Consider the following 18,738-nt stretch of genomic DNA (forward strand, 5'->3'; position numbering starts at 1 on the left):
CGATCCTGGAAGTCAGGGGCCGTGTCGTACCCCGGCGGGTGGGCGGCGGGCATCCCTCAATGGATTTCTCTGCGACACCAAGAACTGCAGTAGAAATGTCGTCGGAGTGCGATGTTGGTCAGGGGTGTTCGCGATCACGTCGCATAAGGGAGTCGTACTCCCCAAATTCTGGGATCCTCTCCCAGTTGAGGGTGACGTCCATTTCCCGGCTCTCCCTGGAGGAGTCGGCCCCGGACTCAACGGTCCGATGGGCAACGCCGTCGGGGGTGAAGTCGTACGATTCCATGTAGGTGGCATTCGCATACCCTCCGCGTACTAGCGAATTGCCGTATTCGTATCGCCTTACTCCGTCAAGAAAGAGTCGTCCGTTAATCACGGAGAACGAATATCGCAACTCGTCGCGCCCGTAGTGGTCCATGAAGATGACCCCGGCGTATTCGGTCTCCCAGCGGATCTCGACACGCAAGGCCGGAGAGCCTTGCGTGTCGGAGGCAGGTACGGCGGTGTACAGCTGACCGGTCGAGTGCCGGGAGCGGGCCTTTCTTTCGGTCATCGGTGTCATGGGGCGTTCGGTCAACTTGTTCCATCGTTCGCTGTATGTCCAGTTCATAGTTCCTGATCCTATCCCTTCGGGAGTTTATAGATGAAACCCTTGATGTCTCGGATGATCACGCCGCTCTTCTCTGCGTCCTTAAGTGCCCATTTTGGAACCGGAGAAGTTTGAACGGGGACTTCGAGATAGTAGTCACCTTCCAGTCTCTTGCCTATGAGGTGTGGATACTCCATTCTGGCCTTTGCCGTATCCGGGATCTTGGTACCTTCTTTGTATTTGCCTATCAGTTCACTCAGATTCTTTCGGAACGTGTTTTGCTTGATCTTGGCTATCTGTGTATCTTTACGCGATACAATTTCTTTGCCCGGGCGGTATGAGTCAAGATATTTTCCATTCTCCAGATAGATCTCATTGGCGGGGTAGCGGGGCCAATTGTCACTGTTGAACTGACGTCCTTTTTTCCATTTGTCTTTAAGCCACTGTGGCGTAGTGCTGCGGTTCCCGCCGCTCGAATCACCCGTCCCTCCCTGAGCTCCCGCGGCCATGAGAACGACGCCGACTGTTCCGAGTAGAGCGGCATTGATGGCGGCTTGGGCCGTGACGGCGCCGGCTGTTCCGGCACCGGCTGCCCCGATGCCGGCGAATGCGAGGCCGCCGGGCGGGAAGAGGGCGAGGAGGGAGAGCAGGACGAGGGCGAAACCGAGGTAGACCAGGAAGTTGTCGAGGGCGTCGATCAGGTGGAGCGTGGGGACGGCCTTGCCGTCGGGGCCGGCGTCGCCGAGCCCTCGGTAGAGGAGCAGGAGGCCGGTGGTGGCCCCTCCGAGGGCGGTGGCGATGCGGAAGCGGTGCGCGGCCAGGGGCTCACCGTGAGGCTGGATCGAGGTCGGCTGCCAGGTGCGGAGCAGGGTGATCAGTTGCCAGGCGATCCAGGCCAGGGCCGCGATTCCGAAGCCCATCAGAATCTTTGGGCCGTTTCCGGTGGTGAAGTACTTCTGGAGTTCGGCGGTGGACTTGAACGAGCCGACGCCCAGGAAGAGCACCCCGGGGAGCATGAGCACGCACGGGATGAGGAGCAGCCATCTGTGCCCGGAAGTGCCGGCCCGGGCGGCTTTGAGACGCGTCCGTATCTCTTCGGGGTCCCAGGCGCTCTGCCGGTCGGTGGCGTCTATTTGTTCGGTGATCCGGGCGACTGCCTGGCGTAGCGGCTCGGTTTCGCGTGGAGGTGAGAGAGCGGTGGCGTACAGCAGGGAGCGGCGCAGCCGGATGTAGCGAAGCGCGATGAGCAGAGTCCATTGCGGGCGCCAGGACGCGTAGCGGAGCATTGCGGCCGCAGTGTCGCCGTCGGCGCGCTCGGCGGCCGTCAGTACCCCCGGAACGGTGCGTTTCCCGCTGTGCAGTTGGTACACGTCGATGGCCATGGCGATGGCCAGGCACACCAGGGGGACGGCCCAGGCATGCTCGTTCAGAGTCTCCAGCCATTGCTCGGCCTGTTCCGTGGCTTTCTCGGCGGCGTAGTTGTTCACCGCGTGGTGCGCGGACGCGGCTGCTACCGGTAGTGCCGCCAGCACGCGCACCCAGCCCCGGGTTCGCCACAGCAATCCGACGCCCAGCCCTGCCAAGGCTGTCCACACGAGATGCGAGAAGGTCTCGGCGACCTGTGGCCCGATGATCGCCGACTGGCCGGTGGGGCCGGGCAGCCAGGCAGTGAGCACCTGCTCCGGACCCGGAATGTACGGCGGGAAGAGGCTGTCCGGGATGACCCACCCGCCGCCTTCGCGCGGGATCGCCCGGCTCGTGTCCAAGCCGTATCGGAGCACCGCCTCCAGCAGGCCGAACCCGGCTCCCAGCCCGGCGCCCAGCACGACGAAGTCGGTGAGCCCCCACTGCCTGCGGACCTTGGCGTAGAGGCCGGCCAGCAACAGGGGCGAGACCTTGACCAGTTCCTCCAGCCAGGGTGCCACCGTGTAGCTGGAGGACCCCACCACCTCGGACAGTGGCTGTCCGGACTGGTCCGCATACAGGCGGGTGTAGGTGAGCTGCAGCAGAGCCGTCGCCACGCCGCACCCGTACACCCCTGCCGCGAACGCCAACAGCACCGTTGAGAGCCGTACCGAGCGTGTAGGCCACGACAGCGCGAACAGTTGCAGCACGCCCCAGACTGCAGCAACTGCCATCACCAATGTCATGCCCACCCCCGGCATTGAAGCGCAACTGCAATTTGCACAAGCGAACGTCATGGTAGGTGTGTGGCTCGGTGGTCAGCAAGTGGGTATACGGACACAACTGGTCGGCCAGCGGGCTGAGATGATGTGGATTGAGCCCCTATTGGTCCCTTGTGGACGTCGATGCCGAGTTGCTGGACGGATCATCCTCGGCGGGGTTGCCTCGCCCTGTGCATGGCCTTGGTCGATCCGGCTACAACTCAGCAGCCTTGTCGGGCGGGTGGGTGCAGTGGCGCGGATTTCGCGTAGCCGCCGGTCAGGGCGCCACTGTCTGGCACGACACGCCGCGGAACAGAGTGACGGGCGGGGGAGGTCGTCAGCGCGGCTTCAGGTGCTGGTGGAGTCCGCGTAGCGAGGATGGATCCCCGGGGAACGGTGGCCGGGTGGCCAACAGCCCTCGATTGGCCGGTACATGGTGGCCCCTGGCACGATGCCGGGATGACGGAGGACATACAGGCTCGCGGTGAGGCGCTCGTCGCCGCCGCTCATGCCGGTGACAACGAAGGCGTGCGACGGGGTACGGACTTCTTCGTATTCGGGAATCACATCGACGAAGGCATCCCCTACTGGGAACAGGCAGCGGCGGCCGGGGACGCCTTCGCGCACTACACGCTGGCCCGGTACCGGAAGATCCGCGGCGACCGGCCGGCGGCGGACGCGCTCTACCGGGCCGTCGCCGAACGGCACTCGGGGAGTGCGTACGGGCTCGGCGTGCTGCTGAAGGAGGACGGGGACCCGGAGGCCGCCGAGTGGCTGCGGCGGGGCTGGGAGAACGGGCGGAATCTGGACTGCAAGATCGAGCTCGGCAAGCTGATGGCGGCCGAGGGGCGGGTCGAGGAAGCGTCCGCGTTCCTGATGAGCGACACCGAGCTGGGCGACATCGCGGTCTTCCGCTGGTCCCAGCTCTTCGACTCGTTCAAGGCGGCGTTCGACGCCACGGCCACGGGCCTCGAAGCGGCTGAGGCCGACGAGGACGGGGAGGCCGCCGCGACGGCGGTCAAGTCCCTCTTCGCACTCGACAAGCACTTCGCGGACTACCCGGGGCTGATCACCGAAGCCGACGCCCTCTACCGCCGGGGCTCCGCGCTCAGCGCCCGGGCGGGCCTCTACTACGCACTGTTCCTCACCGAGACCGGTGGCGACGAGTCCTGGCCCCGGGCCCGTGACCTGCTGCTCCGGGCACACGAGGCCGGGTGCGAGCAGGCTGCGGCCCAGCTCGGGATCAAGCACGAGCAGCGCGGCGAGCTCGAAGAGGCCGAACGCAGCCACCTGCTCGCCGTCGACGCGGGTGAGGAACCGCCCATGTGGAACCTCGGGATGCTGTACATGCGGCAGGCCCGGTACGAGGAGGCCGAGCGCTGGTTCGCGGAGTTCGGCGACGACGACAAGGACGCCGTCCAGCAACTCGCCCGGATCACCGCGCTCCGCGAGGGCGGCGCCCCCACCTCCGGCGAGGTGGACTTCCGCCTCCTTCCGGGGCTGCGCGAGCGGGCCGAGGCCGGGGACGCGCGGGCCGGGTACGAGTACGCGGCGATGCTCAACGACTGGCGCGGCAAGAACGCCCGCTACCTGCTGCGCTGGATGGAGCCCGCCGCCGGGGCGGGGGACTCGGAAGCGGCGTACGACGTGGCGGAGCTCTACGCGGCGCTGCGCCGCTTCCCGCTGCGCGACGCGTGGCACCGCAGGGCCGCCGAGGGCGGGGACCACCACTCCTGCCACCACATGGGCTGGCTCTCCGAGCAGCACCGCGACTACCAGGAGGCCGAGCGCTGGTACGTGCGCGCGGCCGACGGCGGGCCCCTGCTGAACTCCATGCTCGCGGGCAAGCTGAAGGCCCAGCGGGGCGCGTACGCCGAGGCGGAGCCGTTCCTGCGCACCGCCTGGGAGGAGGGCGAAGGCTCCGCGTACTGGACGGAGGCCGCCGGATACTACGGCCTCGTCCTGCACCGGCTCGGCCGCTCGGAGGAGGCCGTCGAACCGCTGGAGGAAGCCGTGGACCGGTGGGAGGAGGACGTGAGGTCCCGCTACGACCGCGACGACCTCGACCTCCTGTCCCGCATGGTCCGTCCGAAGAAGGTGCTGGAGGAGGTGGAGGCGGCCCTGTCGGCGTGACCTTCAGCGACGGGGCCGCGATGCGGGACCGTGGTCGCTCTCTCCGGAGGGCGACCGCGGGCCCGGAAACCCTTTCCGGAGGTGTCTACAGGTCGCAGTGCCGCTTCCGGATGACTCCCCTGAGGTCTTCGACGGCGGCCAGGGCAGCACGTTCACAGCCGCCGTCGATTGCTTCCAGAGTGGCGGCCGCGGCCTCACGGATGTGGTGGGGAAGCCCCTCGGCGGCCGTGAGCCGGTAGGCCTCCTCACGGCAAGCCCTGCGCTCCACAGGGTCCACAGCGCCAGGGCCGGAGAGCGGAAACACGGAGTGCTTGTAAGCGTGTATGCCCAGCATCATCGTGTCCGCGGCACTGTCGCCGTGCCCAGGGGCGGCCGTCCCGGCCGCCCGGTCTCCCTGAGCGGCCGCGACCATACGACGGTGGGACAGAACCGCCCCCAGCGCACCACCGCCCGCCAGAGAAAGGCCACAGGTGACAGCGAGGAACCCGCCTCCCCAGACGAAGCCGGTCATCCCGCCGAGGGCAGCAAGCGCGGCCGTCCATGCGGCGGCTGTCCTGGAGCTCATGTGCTCGGGGGTGGGATCCACGACGGCAGTATGGCAGCCGACGCCGCGTGGCTGAAGTGGAGTTGCGTGCGTCAGCGACCGCTGGTTCGGGGTGTGAGACCGTCAGCGCAGCTTGAGTTGTTCGCGAAGCCGCGTCACGTGAGCCTGGACGTTGCGCTCGATGTCCGGGACCGGTTCCGCGGCAGGGGCACCGGCAGGGGCACCGGCAGGCTGGCGGCAGGGCCCGCACAGGCCGTCGCGGAACGCTTCGGACCTGCCGGGCGCCCCGCAGTCGGTGCACTCGACCATCAGACGGGGTGCCGACGTGCCCGGCGGTGCGGGGGCCGGGGTGGCGGGTCGCTGGGGCGGGACCTTGGTGACGAGGCGCTTCCTGACGAAGCCGCGGGGCGAGTCGACGGTTCCGGGCAGCCCGGCGGTGAGGGTGTGGACGAGGTAGTCGGCGTCCGCGCCGCGTGCGAACCACTCGGCGGCCAGCTCCTCCAGCGCCCGGCAGTCGTCCTCGGAGAGTCCCAGGCGCTTGTCGGCGGCGCCCAGTTGGGTCAACGCGAGATAGTCCGGTGACCCGTCCTGCGAGATGGTGCGCTGCTGCGGTACGGGCGGGACGGGGGCGGGCTCGTCGGGCGCGGCCGGAACCCACGGCGGTGGGGGTGTGGGCGATGCGGCCACCGGTTGCGGCAGGCGGTGGGTCGCTTCGGCGGCCAGGAAGGTGGTCCACCACTCGTTGTCGCGGGCCGTGCGGGACCAGAAGGTGCGGGTGACCCAGCGGAGGCTGTCGCCGTCACCGACTGCGCACCGCGCCTGGCGCAGGTGACCGGCCACGCCCAGGGCCCGCAGCGCGCTGCCGACGGCCATCTGCCCGTACAGGGGTTGCTGCTTGGCGAGCGACTTGATGTTCATCGCGGCGCCTTCAGGGAGCGTGTCGACGTAATCGGCGATGTACCGCTCCCGCTCCGGCAGGAACGCGAAGTCGTCGGCGCGCGGCGGGCACTGGTCCGGGACGGAACGCTTGCCGTAGCCGGGACTGGCCTTCGGGCACGGAGCCGTGACTGCGGGCGTCGGCAGGGCGGAGCTAAAGTTCGGGGTAGCCACGAGATCGTGTTTCCTTGCTTTTCGATCTTGGGGTGAGACCCCGGCCGGTGCTTCAACACCGCGTCGGGGTCGCTACGTCGTGGGCACCGTAAGCAGTCGCGACGCTGCGCCGCAAGTCGGTCACAAATTGTCACATCCGCTCGCCGCTACGGGGTGGGGAGGTGGGGAGGATTTTCCCAACCTCCTTCTTTTACCTACCGGTTGTCAGGCATCGCTCGAATCTCGGAGCCCGGAACTCGGCGCCCGGATCCCGAGGTTCGAGACTCGGGCGGAGCTCCCGTCACGTACCCACGAAAGAGTGAACAGGGCCTTTCGGAGCTCGGGGATCGGAGCTCGGATCCGGGATCTCGGGGCTCGGATCTCGGAGCTCACCGCTCCGACCCCTACCGCGGCGGCAGTGGCGGCCTTCGCCGGTCCGGGGCCGTGTCGTACGTCGGAGGCGTCGCCGGCGGGTGCGCGGCCAGGAGGTCCAGGGCGGCCCAGACTCCGTCGTCGAGCACCGCGTGGCGGCCCTCCGCCCAGTCGAGGGGGGTGCGCAGGGCCTCCACGTCCGGTTCGACGCCGTGGTTCTCGACGGACCAGCCGTATGTGTCGAACCAGGCCGCGTTCATCGGCACCGTGATCACCGTGCCGTCGCCCAGGCGGTGGCGGCCGGTCATGCCGACGACCCCGCCCCAGGTGCGCTGGCCCACCACCGGGCCCAGCTTCAGCAGGCGGAACGCGGCGGTGATCATGTCGCCGTCCGAGGACGTCGCCTCGTCGGCCAGGGCGACCACCGGGCCGCGGGGGGCGTTGGAGGCGTACGAGACGGGCTGGGCGTCGCGGGTGAGGTCCCAGCCGAGGATCGTGCGGGTGAGTGTCTCGACGACCAGTTCGCTGATGTGACCGCCCGCGTTGCCGCGTACGTCGACGATCAGCGCCGGGCGGGAGACCTCCAGGCGCAGATCGCGGTTGAACTGGGCCCAGCCGGAGCCGCCCATGTCGGGGATGTGGAGGTATCCGCAGCGGCCGCCGCTCAGTTCGCGGACGACCTCGCGGCGTTTGGCGACCCAGTCCTGGTAGCGCAGCGGGCGTTCGTCGACGAGCGGGACGATCGCGACGCGGCGGGCGCGGCCCTCGCCCTCGGCGGGGCGGAAGGTGAGTTCCACCGTGGTGCCGCCCGCGGCGGAGAGGAGGGGGTAGGGGCCGGTGACCGGGTCGACGGGGCGGCCGTCGACGTGGGTGAGGACCGCGCCCTCGCGGATGCCCGTACCGGCCAGCGGGGAGCGGGCCTTGGAGTCCGAGGAGTCGCCGGGCAGGATGCGGGCGAGGGTCCAGGCGCCGTCGCGGCACACGAAGTTGACGCCGAGCAGGCCGATCGCCCGCTGGTAGTGCGGGGGGCCCTCGTTGCGGCGGGCGGGGGAGACGTAGGCGTGGGACGTGCCCAGTTCGCCCAGGACTTCGCGCAGGAGGTCGGCGAACTCGTCCGGTGTGGCAACCCGTTCGACCAGCGGGCGGTACTGGTCGAGGATGGCCGGCCAGTCGATGCCACACATGTCCGGCTCCCAGAAGTAGGAGCGGATGATGCGGCCCGCCTCGCCGTACGCCTGCCGCCACTCCGCCGGCGGGTCGGCCTCGTGCAGAATGCGGCGCAGGTCGATGTAGACCGTGGAGTCGTTGTCGCCGGGCTCGGTCGCGGGTACGGCGCGCAGTTCGCCGTCGTCCATGACGACGAGGCGGGAGGCGTCGCCGCTGACGGCGAACCAGTCGAGGTGGTCGACGAGTTCGGTCTTCTTCGCCTTGGCGATGTTGAAGTACTCCAGGGTCGGCCGCCCCGACATGTCCGCCGGGTTGGCGAACGTCTCGCCGAGCGCTCCGGAGATCGGCCAGCGCAGCCACACGAGGCCGCCGCCGCTGACCGGGTACAGCGCCGAGTACTTGGAGGCGGAGACCGGGAACGGCGTGACCCGGCTCTCCAGGCCCTCGAACTCGACGGAGACCGTGGAGCCCTCCGCCGTACCCGCCTCGTCGGAGTCCACCGGGTCGAGGCCGCCCGCAGCGGGCCGGCCGTCGGGGGAGAGGGCGAAGGGGGAGGGCGTCGCCGAGGAGAGCGGGACGAGGTAGGGGCGGCAGCCGAGGGGGAAGGAGAGGTCGCCGGTGTGTACGTCGTAGACCGGGTCGAAGCCGCGCCAGGAGAGGAAGGCGAGATAGCGGCCGTCGCCGGTGAAGACGGGGTTCTCGTCCTCGAAGCGGCCGTTGGTGACATCGACGATCGTGGGGGCGCCGGGGCCCTGGATGCGGGCGAGCTTGATCTTGCGCAGCGAGCGGCCGATGCCCGGGTGCGACCAGGTCAGCCAGGCACCGTCCGGGGAGAACGCCAGATCGCGGACCGGGCCGTTGACGGAGCGGATCAGTTCCGTGGGCTCGCCGGTGGACGTCTCCTCGTCGGTGTCCAGGAGGAGCAGCCTGCCGTCGTGCGAGGCGATGGCGAGCCGTTCGCCGTCCGGGTCGGCGATCAGTTCCTGGACCCGGCCCAGCAGGCCCGAGGCGAGCCGGCGCGGTGCGCGGTCGCCGCTGGCACGCGGCAAATAGGCGATCTCGATCGCGTCCTCGCCGTCCGCGTCGGTGACGTACGCGACCTGACCGCCGCTGCCCAGCATCTCCGGCAGCCGGACGCGGACGCCCGGGGTGTCCGAGATGGTGCGGGCGGGACCGTCGCGGTGGGTGAGCCAGTACAGGCTGCCGCGCACCGACACGGCGCTGGCGCGGCCGGTCTCGTCCACGGAGAGCGAGTCGACGTTGCTGGCGGCCGGCACCTGGTACGTACGACGGCCGGTGCGCTGGCCGCCGAGCCGGACCTCCAGCTTGCGGGGCACGGCGTCGGGCGACTGGAGGTCGTCGACCAGCCACACCTCGCCCGCGCACTGGTAGACGACCCGCCGTCCGTCGCTGGAGGCGTGCCGGGCGTAGAACGCGTCGTGGTCCGTGTGGCGGCGCAGGCCGGTGCCGTCGGGGAGGCAGGAGTACAGGTTGCCGACGCCTTCGTGGTCGGAGAGGAACGCGATCCGGCCGCCGACGAACATCGGTGAGTCGAGGTGCCCGCCGATGTCCGGGAGCAGCCGCTCGCCGTGCAGCCACAGCCGTCCGGTGGCGCCGCCCCGGTACCGCTTCCAGGCGGCCGGCTCGTGCGGCGGCTTCCCGGTGAGCAGCAGGGTGCGGCGCTCGCCGTCGATGTCCGCGACGGCGATGTCGGAGACCGGGCCCCAGGGCAGCCGGCCGCCGGGGCTGCCGTCCGTGGGCACGCTGTAGGCCCAGGAGAAGTACGAGAACGGCTGCCGGTGCGAGGAGACGGCGAGGATCTGGGCGCTGTCCCCGGGGTCGGGGGTCCAGCCGCAGACCCGGGCGTCCGTCGAGCCCCAGTAGGTGAGCCGGCGGGACGGTCCGCCGGCGACAGGCGCGAGGTGGATCTCGGGGTCCAGGCTGCGCCAGGTCGTGTAGGCGATCCGGGTCCCGTCGGGGGAGAAGCGGGGATGGCTCACTCTGGTGCGGTCGACGGTGACACGCCAGGCGCGCCCGGGCACCTCGCCCTCGGGGACGAGGGGGGCCACCCAGAGATCGTCCTCCGCGGCGAAGCAGAGCAGATCCTCGTGGAGGTGCGGGAACCGGAGATACGAGACGTCGTCACTCACCCCCCAATGCTTTCGGTGCGCGTGGGCCGCGGCAACTTGTGGTGCGGAACACAAGCGAAACGATTTCGTTTCGCTGGGTGCGCGGGGTACCGTCGATGTGTACGAAACAGTTTCGTTCGATTGATTGACGTGCTGACGTACGGAACACCCGAGCTCAGGGAACAGGAGGTCGACCATGGCACGCACACGGCTCACGCCCGAGCGTGAGAGCGAGCTGTACGCCGCCGTGCTCGACCTGCTCCGCGAGGTCGGCTACGACGCCCTCACGATGGACGCCGTCGCCGCTCGTACCCGTTCCAGCAAGGCCACCCTCTACCGCCAGTGGGGGAGCAAGCCCGAGCTCGTCGTCACGGCCATGCGGCACAACAAGCCCGTTTCCCTCAGCGATGTCGACACCGGCTCGCTGCGCGGTGACTTCCATGCCGTCCTGGGCCGTAGTGACGACTGTCAGATGGAGAAGGACTCCGCGCTGATGCGGGGCCTGAGCCATGCCGTCCATGACAACCCCGATCTTCTGCAGGCCCTGCGCGAGCTGCTGATCGAGCCGGAGATGACCGGTCTCGACATGCTGTTGCGCCGAGCCGTGGACCGGGGGGAAGTGCGTCCGGACAATCCGGCGCTGAAGTACCTGCCCCACATGCTGATCGGTGCGTTCGCCGCCCGGCAGATGGTCGAGGACCGCCCGGTGGACCAGGCGTTCCTCTCCGACTACGTCGACTCCGTGATTCTCCCCGCTCTCGGAGCCTGACCCGCCGTCCCCACGGCACCCGCACGGCCCTCTCCCCAAGCCCCACCTGACACGCCGCTCTCGTCGTCGGGCTGGTTCCTCACGCCCATTTCCACTCGACCTGACCGGGAGTACGCCTCCGTGGCCACATTCCTCTACAAGCTCGGACGGCTCGCCTTCCGGCGCCGCCGCTATGTCGCCCTGATCTGGGTGGCACTGCTGGCGCTCGCCGGATTCGGCGCGGCCACCGCGTCCACCGCCACCTCCAGCTCCTTCTCGATTCCGGGTACGGAGGCGCAGAAGGCCTTCGACCTGCTGGAACAGCGATTCCCCGCGTCCAGCGCCGACGGCGCGACCGCGCGCATCGTCTTCAAGGCCCCCGAGGGCGAGAAGATGACGGACCCGGCCAACAAGGCCGAGGTCAACAAGATCACCGGAGAGCTGAAGTCCGGCTCCGACCAGATCGCCTCGGTCGTCGACCCGTACGCAGGGAAGGCCGTCTCCAAGAACGGCTCGACCGCGTACATCTCGGTGACGTACAAGGTCAACTCGATGGAGCTGACCGACGCGACCCGGGATGCCCTGGAGGACTCGGGCACGGCGGCGCAGAAGAGCGGGATGACCGTGGAGATCGGCGGTGACGCGCTCCAGGTGATGCCGGAGACCGGAGCCACCGAGATCATCGGCATCGCGCTGGCCGCGGTGGTGCTCGTCATCACCTTCGGCTCGCTGATCGCGGCGGGGCTGCCCCTGCTCACCGCCCTGATCGGGGTCGGGATCGGCGTCTCGTCGATCACCGCGCTGGCCAACGTGCTGGACCTGGGCTCGACCACCTCCACCCTCGCGATGATGATCGGCCTCGCGGTCGGCATCGACTACGCGCTCTTCATCGTCTCCCGCTACCGCGCCGAACTGGCCGAGGGCCGGGAACGCGAGGAAGCGGCCGGCCGTGCGGTCGGCACGGCGGGTTCCGCGGTCGTCTTCGCCGGGCTCACCGTCGTCATCGCCCTGGTCGGCCTCGCGGTCGTCAACATCCCGATGCTGTCGAAGATGGGCTTCGCCGCGGCCGGCACGGTCGCGATCGCCGTCCTCATCGCCCTCACCCTCGTCCCGGCCATGCTGGGCTTCGTGGGCAAGCGGATCATGGGACGCAAGGCGCGCAAGGCCGCCGAGGCCGAGAACAAGCCCGACGCCAAGCCGAACATGGGCACCCGCTGGGCGCGGTTCGTGCTGCGCAAGCCGGTGTGGGTGCTGCTGGTCGGTGTCATCGGCCTGGGCACCATCGCCGTACCGGCGGCCTCGCTGGAGATGGGCCTGCCGGACGACGGCTCCCAGCCCACCAGCACCACCCAGCGCCGCGCCTACGACGCGCTCTCCGAGGGCTTCGGCCCCGGCTTCAACGGCCCGCTGCTGGTCGTCGTCGACACGGCGAACAGCTCCGACGGCAAGACCGCCGCGAAGCAGGTCGGTGACGAGATCTCCGGCATGAAGGGGGTCGTCGCCGTCACCCCGGCCACCTTCAACAAGGCCGGCGACGCGGCGATGATCACCGTCGTCCCGAAGGACCGGCCGAGCTCCGTCGACACGGAGAACGTGGTCCACGCGATCCGCGACGCGGGCAAGGACATCAAGTCCGACACCGGCGCCGAGGTGCTGGTCACCGGTGCCACCGCGATGAACATCGACTTCTCGCAGAAGATGAACGACGCGCTGCTGCCGTACCTGGCGCTCGTCGTCGGCCTCGCCTTCCTGCTGCTGATGGTGGTCTTCCGCTCGATCCTGGTGCCGCTGAAGGCGGCGCTCGGCTTCCTGCTCTCGGTCGTCGCGGCCCTGGGCGCGGTCGTCGCGGTCTTCCAGTGGGGCTGGCTCGGCGGACTGTTCGGGGTCGAGCAGACCGGTCCGATCATGTCGATGATGCCGATCTTCATGGTGGGTGTGGTCTTCGGTCTCGCGATGGACTACGAGGTCTTCCTCGTGACCCGGATGCGTGAGGCGTACGTCCACGGCGAGAAGCCCGGGCAGGCCATCGTCACCGGCTTCAAGCACGGTGCCCGGGTCGTCACGGCCGCGGCCGTGATCATGATGGCGGTCTTCTCCGGATTCATCGGATCCAGCGAGTCGATGATCAAGATGATCGGCTTCTCGCTCGCGATCGCCGTCTTCTTCGACGCGTTCGTCGTCCGCATGGCCATCGTGCCCGCGGTCCTCGCACTGCTCGGGAAGCGTGCCTGGTGGCTGCCGCGCTGGCTGGACCGGGTGCTGCCCAACGTGGACGTCGAGGGTGAGGGCCTGCGCAAGGAGCTGGCCGACACCGCCGGCGACGCCGGTCCGGACGCCGGGGACGCGCGTGAGCTGACCCGGGTCTGAGCAGGCCGGTGAGCCGCCCCTGGGCTGCTTGACGAGCCGCTGACCTCCGGGGCCGCGTCTGAGCGGAGCGCGGCCCCGGACAGCACCGGTTACCTGTGGGGACGGGGGACCGGGGCGACGAGAGCCCCCGTGCGCATGCGCACGGGGGCTCTCGTCATGCCGTCGTGGGATCAGGCGTCATGCCGTCGTGGATCAGGCGGGCGCGGCCTCGGGCCTGGCCCCGGTCGCCGTCCGGCTGTGGGTGCGCCGCAGGAAACGGATCAGCGGCGCGCAGTCGAACTGCACCACCTCGACGCCGTCCGCGGTATGGCACTCGACGACCAGCTGGGCCCGGCCGCAGGGCCAGATCCGGAAGCTGTCGTGTCCGACGGGGGCGCGCAGGCCGCGCTCCAGCAGATCGCGTGGGACGGCCCACTGCGCGCCGCCGGGGAAGGCGACCTGGATCGTGTCGGGGGTGGTGGCGGTGTCGTAGCGCAGCTCGACGGGCACCACGGGCAGGTCGCGGGCGTCGGTGACGAGCCGGGCTCGGGCATGTTCTTTGATCACGGGGGACATGGGCCGGCTCCTCCTGTGTATGCGTCTTCGTCATCCAATGTCCCATATTTTCCTAAAAGAGCACTGTGAGAACTCTGGGCAGTTGTAACAACCCCGCTCTTGCGAACGGTTCGCAACAAGGCTCTATCATTGAGAGGTTCACGACCCCGCGCAGCAATGCAGGAACGCAGGAAGCGGAGCCTCCCCCATGCATGTACCCGACGGATTCATCAACGCCCCCGTGTCCGCCGTCGCCGGAGTCGTGGCCGCCGGCGCCGTCGCCGTCAGCCTGAAGGGGGCCCGGCGCGAGCTGGACGAGCGCACCGCGCCACTGGCCGGGCTGGTCGCCGCCTTCATCTTCGCCGTGCAGATGCTGAACTTCCCCGTCGCGGCCGGCACCAGCGGGCACCTGCTCGGCGGGGCGCTGGCCGCGATCCTGGTCGGTCCGTACACCGGAGTGCTCTGTATATCCGTCGTCCTGCTGATGCAGGGCATCCTCTTCGCCGACGGCGGGCTCACCGCGCTCGGCGTGAACATCCTCGACATGGGCGTCGTGACCACCGTCGTCGCGTACGCGCTGTTCCGCGGTCTGCTCGGCGTGCTGCCGCGCACCCGCCGCTCCATGACCGCCGCGTCCTTCGTCGCCGCCCTGGTCTCCGTACCGGCCGCGGCCGCCGCCTTCACGCTGATGTACTGGATCGGCGGCACCACCGACATCCCGATCGGCAAGGTCTTCACCGCGATGGTCGGGGTCCACGTCCTGATCGGCCTCGGTGAGGCCGCCATCACCGCGCTGACCGTCGGCGCCGTCATCGCCGTCCGCCCCGACCTGGTCCACGGCGCCCGCGGCCTCACCGCCCCGCTCAAGCTCCGCATCGACGGCGAACTCGTCGACGCCCCCACCGCCGCGCCCACGCCCGCCCCCGCCCACCGCCCGACCAAGGGCCTGTGGGTCACCGGCCTGGTCACCGCCCTGGTCCTCGCCGGCTTCGTCTCCTTCTACGCCTCGGCGAACCCGGACGGCCTGGAGAAGGTCGCCACCGACCAGGGCATCGACAAGGAGGCCAAGGACCACGCCGCCAAGGACTCCCCGCTCGCCGACTACGGCGTCAAGGACGTGTCCGACGCCCGGCTCTCCGGTGGACTGGCCGGCATCATCGGCGTCGGGGCCACCCTCGTCGTCGGCAGCGGTGCGTTCTACGTGGTCAGCCGTCGCCGCCGGGCCGGCGAGGAACCCGCTGCCACCACCCGTACCGACGAGAAGGTCTGATGGGCGCCGGACACGCCCACAAGCTCTACCGGCACGGGCACTCGCCGGTCCACGACCTGCCGCCGCACTGCAAACTCGCCGCGGTCTTCGCCTTCGTCGTGGTCGTCGTCACCACCCCGCGCGAGGCGGTGTGGGCCTTCGGCCTCTACGCGCTGCTGATCGCGGGCGCCGCCGCCGTGGCCCGCGTCCCGGCCGGCTTCCTCCTCAAGCGGCTGCTGATCGAGGTGCCGTTCGTCGCGTTCGCCCTGCTCATGCCGTTCGTCGTCCCCGGCGAGCAGACGCAGGTCCTCGGGCTCTCCGTCAGCGTTCCCGGACTCTGGGGCGCCTGGAACGTCCTCGCCAAGGGCACCCTCGGCGTCGCCGCCTCCGTGCTCCTGGCCTCCACCACCGAACTGCGCTCGCTGCTGCTCGGCCTCCAGCGTCTGCGGCTGCCGCCGCTCCTCGTCCAGATCGCCTCCTTCATGATCCGGTACGGCGACGTGATCACCGACGAGATGCGCCGGATGTCCATCGCCCGCCGCTCGCGCGGATTCGAGGCACGCGGCATACGGCAGTGGGGTGTCCTCGGCAAGTCGGCGGGCGCCCTGTTCATCCGGTCGTACGAGCGAGGCGAACGCGTCCACCTCGCGATGGTCAGCCGCGGCTACACCGGTTCCATGCCCGTGATCGACGAGGTGACGGCCTCGCGCACCCAGTGGGCGTACGCCGCGGCACTCCCCGTGCTCGCCCTCGTCGTGTGTCTGCTGGGATGGACCGCATGAGCCAGCCCCCCGCCACACCCGTTCCGCCGCCCTCCCTGGAGGTCAGCGGTCTCGCCTACGCCTACCCCGACGGCCACCAGGCGCTCTTCGGCGTCGACCTGACCGTCGCCCGCGGTGAGCGCGTCGCCCTGCTCGGCCCGAACGGCGCCGGCAAGACCACCCTCGTCCTCCACCTCAACGGCATCCTCGACGCAGGCGCCGGTACCGTCCGCGTCGCCGGACTGCCCGTGGAGAAGCGCAACCTCGCCGAGATCCGCCGCCGCGTCGGCATCGTCTTCCAGGACCCCGACGACCAGCTCTTCATGCCCACCGTCCGCGAGGACGTCGCCTTCGGACCGGCTTCCGGCGGGCTGCGCGGCCCCGAACTGGAGGAGCGCGTCACCGAGGCCCTGAAGCAGGTCGGCATGGAGGAGTACGCGAGCCGGCCGCCTCACCACCTCTCCTTCGGCCAGCGCCGCCGCGTCGCCGTCGCCACGGTCCTCGCCATGCGGCCCGAGATCCTCGTCCTGGACGAACCCTCCTCCAACCTGGACCCGGCCTCCCGCCGCGAACTCGCCGACATCCTGCGGTCCTTGGACGTCACCGTGCTGATGGTGACGCACGACCTGCCGTACGCCCTGGAGCTCTGCGGCCGCGCGGTCATCCTCAGCGAGGGCGTCATCGCCGCCGACGACCGGACCCAGGACCTCCTGTGCGACGAGGAACTGATGCGCGCACACCGGCTGGAGCTCCCCTTCGGGTTCGACCCGCGGTCCGTGACGGTTCGGGTTCCGTGAGGTTCGCGTCCGTGGTCCGGTGACGGTTCGCGTTCCGTGACGGTGAACATGAGGTGACCCGCCCCACCCGCGACCTGCGGCGCAATGCACCATGGGGGGATGAGCGGGAGCGCAGGAGCAGGCGTGGACGTACGGGGCACGGCAGCGCCCGGATTCGAACCGGTCCGGGATGCTTTCATCCGTAACTTCGAACAGCGCGGCGACCGCGGGGCAGCGGTCACCGTCTACCGGCACGGGCAGAAGGTCGTCGACCTGTGGGCCGGCACCAGAGATGTCGACGGGGCCGAACCCTGGGCCGTCGACACCGTGCAGGTCGTCCGGTCGGCCGGCAAGGGCATCGCCGCCGCCGTCCCGCTGCTGCTGCACCAGCGCGGCCAGATCGACCTGCACGCCCCGGTCGGCACGTACTGGCCGGAGTTCAAGGCGAACGGCAAGGAACGCGTCCTCGTCCGCCACCTCCTCGCCCACCGGGCCGGAATCCCGGCGCTGGACCACCCCCTGACGCCGGACGAGGCGGCCGACGGGGTGAGCGGGCCCCGCGCGGTCGCCGCGCAGCGCCCCGTGTGGGAGCCCGGTACCGACCACGGCTACCACGCGCAGACCTACAGTTGGCTCGTCGGCGAACTGGTGCGGCGGGTCACCGGCCGGACCGTCGGCCGCTGGGTCGCCGAGGAGATCGCCCGCCCGCTCGGCCTGGACTTCTGGTTCGGGATCCCGGCGGACGAGGCGCACCGGGTGGGCCGGATCGGCCCGGTCGAACCGCCCGCGGGCGACGGCACGGGCGCGCTGCGGATACGCCCCAAGCGCTCGGTCGTCGACGCCTACCGTGACCCGGACTCGCTGACCCGGCGGGCGTTCGGCGCCATCGACCCGTTCCCCGACGAGAACGACCCCGGCTACCGGGCCGCCGAACTCCCCGCGTCCAACGGCATCGCCACCGCCCGTGGCCTGGCCCGCTGCTACGCCGCGATGATCGGCACGGTGGACGGCCACCGGCTGTTCGCCCCCGCCACCCTCACCCTGGCCCGCACCGAGGAGTCGGCGGGACCGGACCGGGTCCTGGTCGTGGGCACCCGCTTCGGCCTCGGCTACATGCTGCACGGACCGGCGGCCCCGCTGCTCGCCCCGGGCTCCTTCGGACACCCCGGCCGGGGCGGCTCGCTGGGGTTCGCGGACCCCGAATCCGGCATCGCCTTCGGCTATGTGACGAACGGTCTGCAGAAGGGAGTCACCGCCGACCCCCGTGCCCAGGCACTGGTGCGCGCAGTACGTTCGGCGCTATGACTTCTGCCGCTCTCTCGCGATTCGACGGATACCGCGTCCTCATCACCGGCGCCGGCCAGGGCATCGGCGCCGCCACCGCCCGCAGGCTGGCGGCCGAGGGGGCCCGTGTCCTGGTCACCGACCTGGACGGCGACCGGGCACGGGCGGTGGCGGCGGAAATCCGGGAGAGCGGCGGCGCGGCCGACCCGCTGACCTGCGACGTCGCCGACCGGGCGGCCGTCGAAGCAGCGGTGGAGCATGCCGTCTCCCTGTTCGGCGGCCTCGACGTGCTGGTCAACAACGCCTACGCGTGCACCCCGGACGCCGCGCTGTTCGAGGACGAGCCGGACGAGGTCTGGCAGCGCGACCTGGACGTCACGCTCAGCGGCGCCTACCGGTGCGCGCGGGCCGCGCTACCGCATCTCGCCGCCTCCGGCCGGGGCGCGATCGTGAGCATCGGCTCGGTCAACGGGGTGCAGGACTTCGGTAACCACGCCTACAGCGCCGCCAAGGCGGGCCTGGCGAGCCTCACCCGTACCCTCGCGGGCCACGCAGGACCGCGCGGGGTTCGGGTCAACCTGGTCGCGCCCGGCACGGTCCGCACCGGTGGCTGGGCGGGCCGCGAGGCCGAACTGGCCCGGGTGAGCGGCCTCTACCCGCTCGGCCGGGTCGGCGAACCGGAGGACATCGCGGCGGCCGTCGCCTTCCTCGCCTCGTCCGACGCGGCGTGGGTCACCGGCACGACGCTGTGCGTGGACGGCGGGCTGACCGCGGTGAACACGGGTTTCCGGCAGGCGCTCGCACCGGAATAGGCCCTCCGGCCGGGTTCCT

At 70.1% G+C, this 18,738-nt stretch carries 14 protein-coding genes; 8 read left to right on the top strand and 6 right to left on the bottom strand.

Annotated features, from left to right (window positions below; genetic code table 11):
- Positions 1-118: 118 nt before the first annotated feature.
- A complete protein-coding gene (locus OG959_RS22900) occupies positions 119-610 on the bottom strand; it encodes a hypothetical protein (RefSeq protein WP_326661223.1) in 492 nt (163 codons plus the stop codon).
- Between the two features lie 11 nt (positions 611-621).
- Complete coding sequence (locus tag OG959_RS22905) at positions 622-2,739, bottom strand: PrsW family glutamic-type intramembrane protease (RefSeq protein ID WP_326666553.1); 2,118 nt, start codon at positions 2,737-2,739, stop codon at positions 622-624.
- A 474-nt stretch (positions 2,740-3,213) separates the two neighbouring features.
- Between OG959_RS22905 and OG959_RS22910 the strand changes: the two genes are divergently transcribed.
- A complete protein-coding gene (locus OG959_RS22910) occupies positions 3,214-4,887 on the top strand; it encodes a tetratricopeptide repeat protein (RefSeq protein WP_326661225.1) in 1,674 nt (557 codons plus the stop codon).
- A gap of 85 nt (positions 4,888-4,972) precedes the next feature.
- Here the strand turns inward: OG959_RS22910 and OG959_RS22915 are convergent, their stop codons facing one another.
- From OG959_RS22915 to OG959_RS22925, 3 genes are all read right to left on the bottom strand, one after another.
- Positions 4,973-5,473, bottom strand: a complete 501-nt coding sequence (locus OG959_RS22915; RefSeq protein ID WP_326661227.1) for a hypothetical protein — start codon at positions 5,471-5,473, stop codon at positions 4,973-4,975.
- Positions 5,474-5,554: 81 nt separating this feature from the next.
- A complete protein-coding gene (locus tag OG959_RS22920) occupies positions 5,555-6,541 on the bottom strand; it encodes a MarR family transcriptional regulator (RefSeq protein ID WP_326661229.1) in 987 nt (328 codons plus the stop codon).
- Positions 6,542-6,924: 383 nt separating this feature from the next.
- Entirely contained in the window at positions 6,925-10,209 is a 3,285-nt protein-coding gene (locus tag OG959_RS22925) for a S41 family peptidase (protein WP_326661231.1), read from the bottom strand.
- A gap of 175 nt (positions 10,210-10,384) precedes the next feature.
- On the opposite strand from OG959_RS22925, the gene OG959_RS22930 reads away from it, so the two are divergent.
- Together OG959_RS22930 and OG959_RS22935 are read left to right on the top strand one after the other, a co-directional pair.
- Positions 10,385-10,957, top strand: a complete 573-nt coding sequence (locus OG959_RS22930) for a TetR/AcrR family transcriptional regulator (protein ID WP_326661233.1) — start codon at positions 10,385-10,387, stop codon at positions 10,955-10,957.
- Positions 10,958-11,077: 120 nt separating this feature from the next.
- Complete coding sequence (locus OG959_RS22935) at positions 11,078-13,303, top strand: MMPL family transporter (RefSeq protein ID WP_326661235.1); 2,226 nt, start codon at positions 11,078-11,080, stop codon at positions 13,301-13,303.
- A gap of 192 nt (positions 13,304-13,495) precedes the next feature.
- Here OG959_RS22935 and OG959_RS22940 read toward each other — a convergent pair whose 3' ends face one another.
- Complete coding sequence (locus OG959_RS22940; protein ID WP_326661237.1) at positions 13,496-13,858, bottom strand: SsgA family sporulation/cell division regulator; 363 nt, start codon at positions 13,856-13,858, stop codon at positions 13,496-13,498.
- Between the two features lie 187 nt (positions 13,859-14,045).
- On the opposite strand from OG959_RS22940, the gene OG959_RS22945 reads away from it, so the two are divergent.
- From OG959_RS22945 to OG959_RS22965, 5 genes are all read left to right on the top strand, one after another.
- Positions 14,046-15,107 carry an energy-coupling factor ABC transporter permease gene (locus OG959_RS22945; protein WP_326661239.1) on the top strand — a complete coding sequence of 354 codons (1,062 nt, stop codon included), beginning with the start codon at positions 14,046-14,048 and terminating at the stop codon, positions 15,105-15,107.
- Positions 15,107-15,868, top strand: coding sequence for a cobalt ECF transporter T component CbiQ (cbiQ, locus tag OG959_RS22950; RefSeq protein ID WP_326661241.1), 762 nt, complete (start codon positions 15,107-15,109; stop codon positions 15,866-15,868). Before OG959_RS22945 ends, cbiQ begins: the two co-directional genes overlap by 1 nt.
- Positions 15,865-16,644, top strand: coding sequence for an energy-coupling factor ABC transporter ATP-binding protein (locus tag OG959_RS22955; RefSeq protein ID WP_326661243.1), 780 nt, complete (start codon positions 15,865-15,867; stop codon positions 16,642-16,644). Before cbiQ ends, OG959_RS22955 begins: the two co-directional genes overlap by 4 nt.
- 123 nt (positions 16,645-16,767) lie before the next feature.
- Positions 16,768-17,928, top strand: coding sequence for a serine hydrolase domain-containing protein (locus tag OG959_RS22960; protein ID WP_326666555.1), 1,161 nt, complete (start codon positions 16,768-16,770; stop codon positions 17,926-17,928).
- Positions 17,925-18,719: an SDR family NAD(P)-dependent oxidoreductase gene (locus OG959_RS22965; protein WP_326661245.1), complete on the top strand. Its 795-nt coding sequence runs from the start codon at positions 17,925-17,927 to the stop codon at positions 18,717-18,719. Before OG959_RS22960 ends, OG959_RS22965 begins: the two co-directional genes overlap by 4 nt.
- The last annotated feature ends 19 nt before the right edge of the window (positions 18,720-18,738 follow it).

Source organism: Streptomyces sp. NBC_00385 (assembly GCF_035917155.1).
GTDB lineage: Bacteria > Actinomycetota > Actinomycetes > Streptomycetales > Streptomycetaceae > Streptomyces > Streptomyces poriferorum.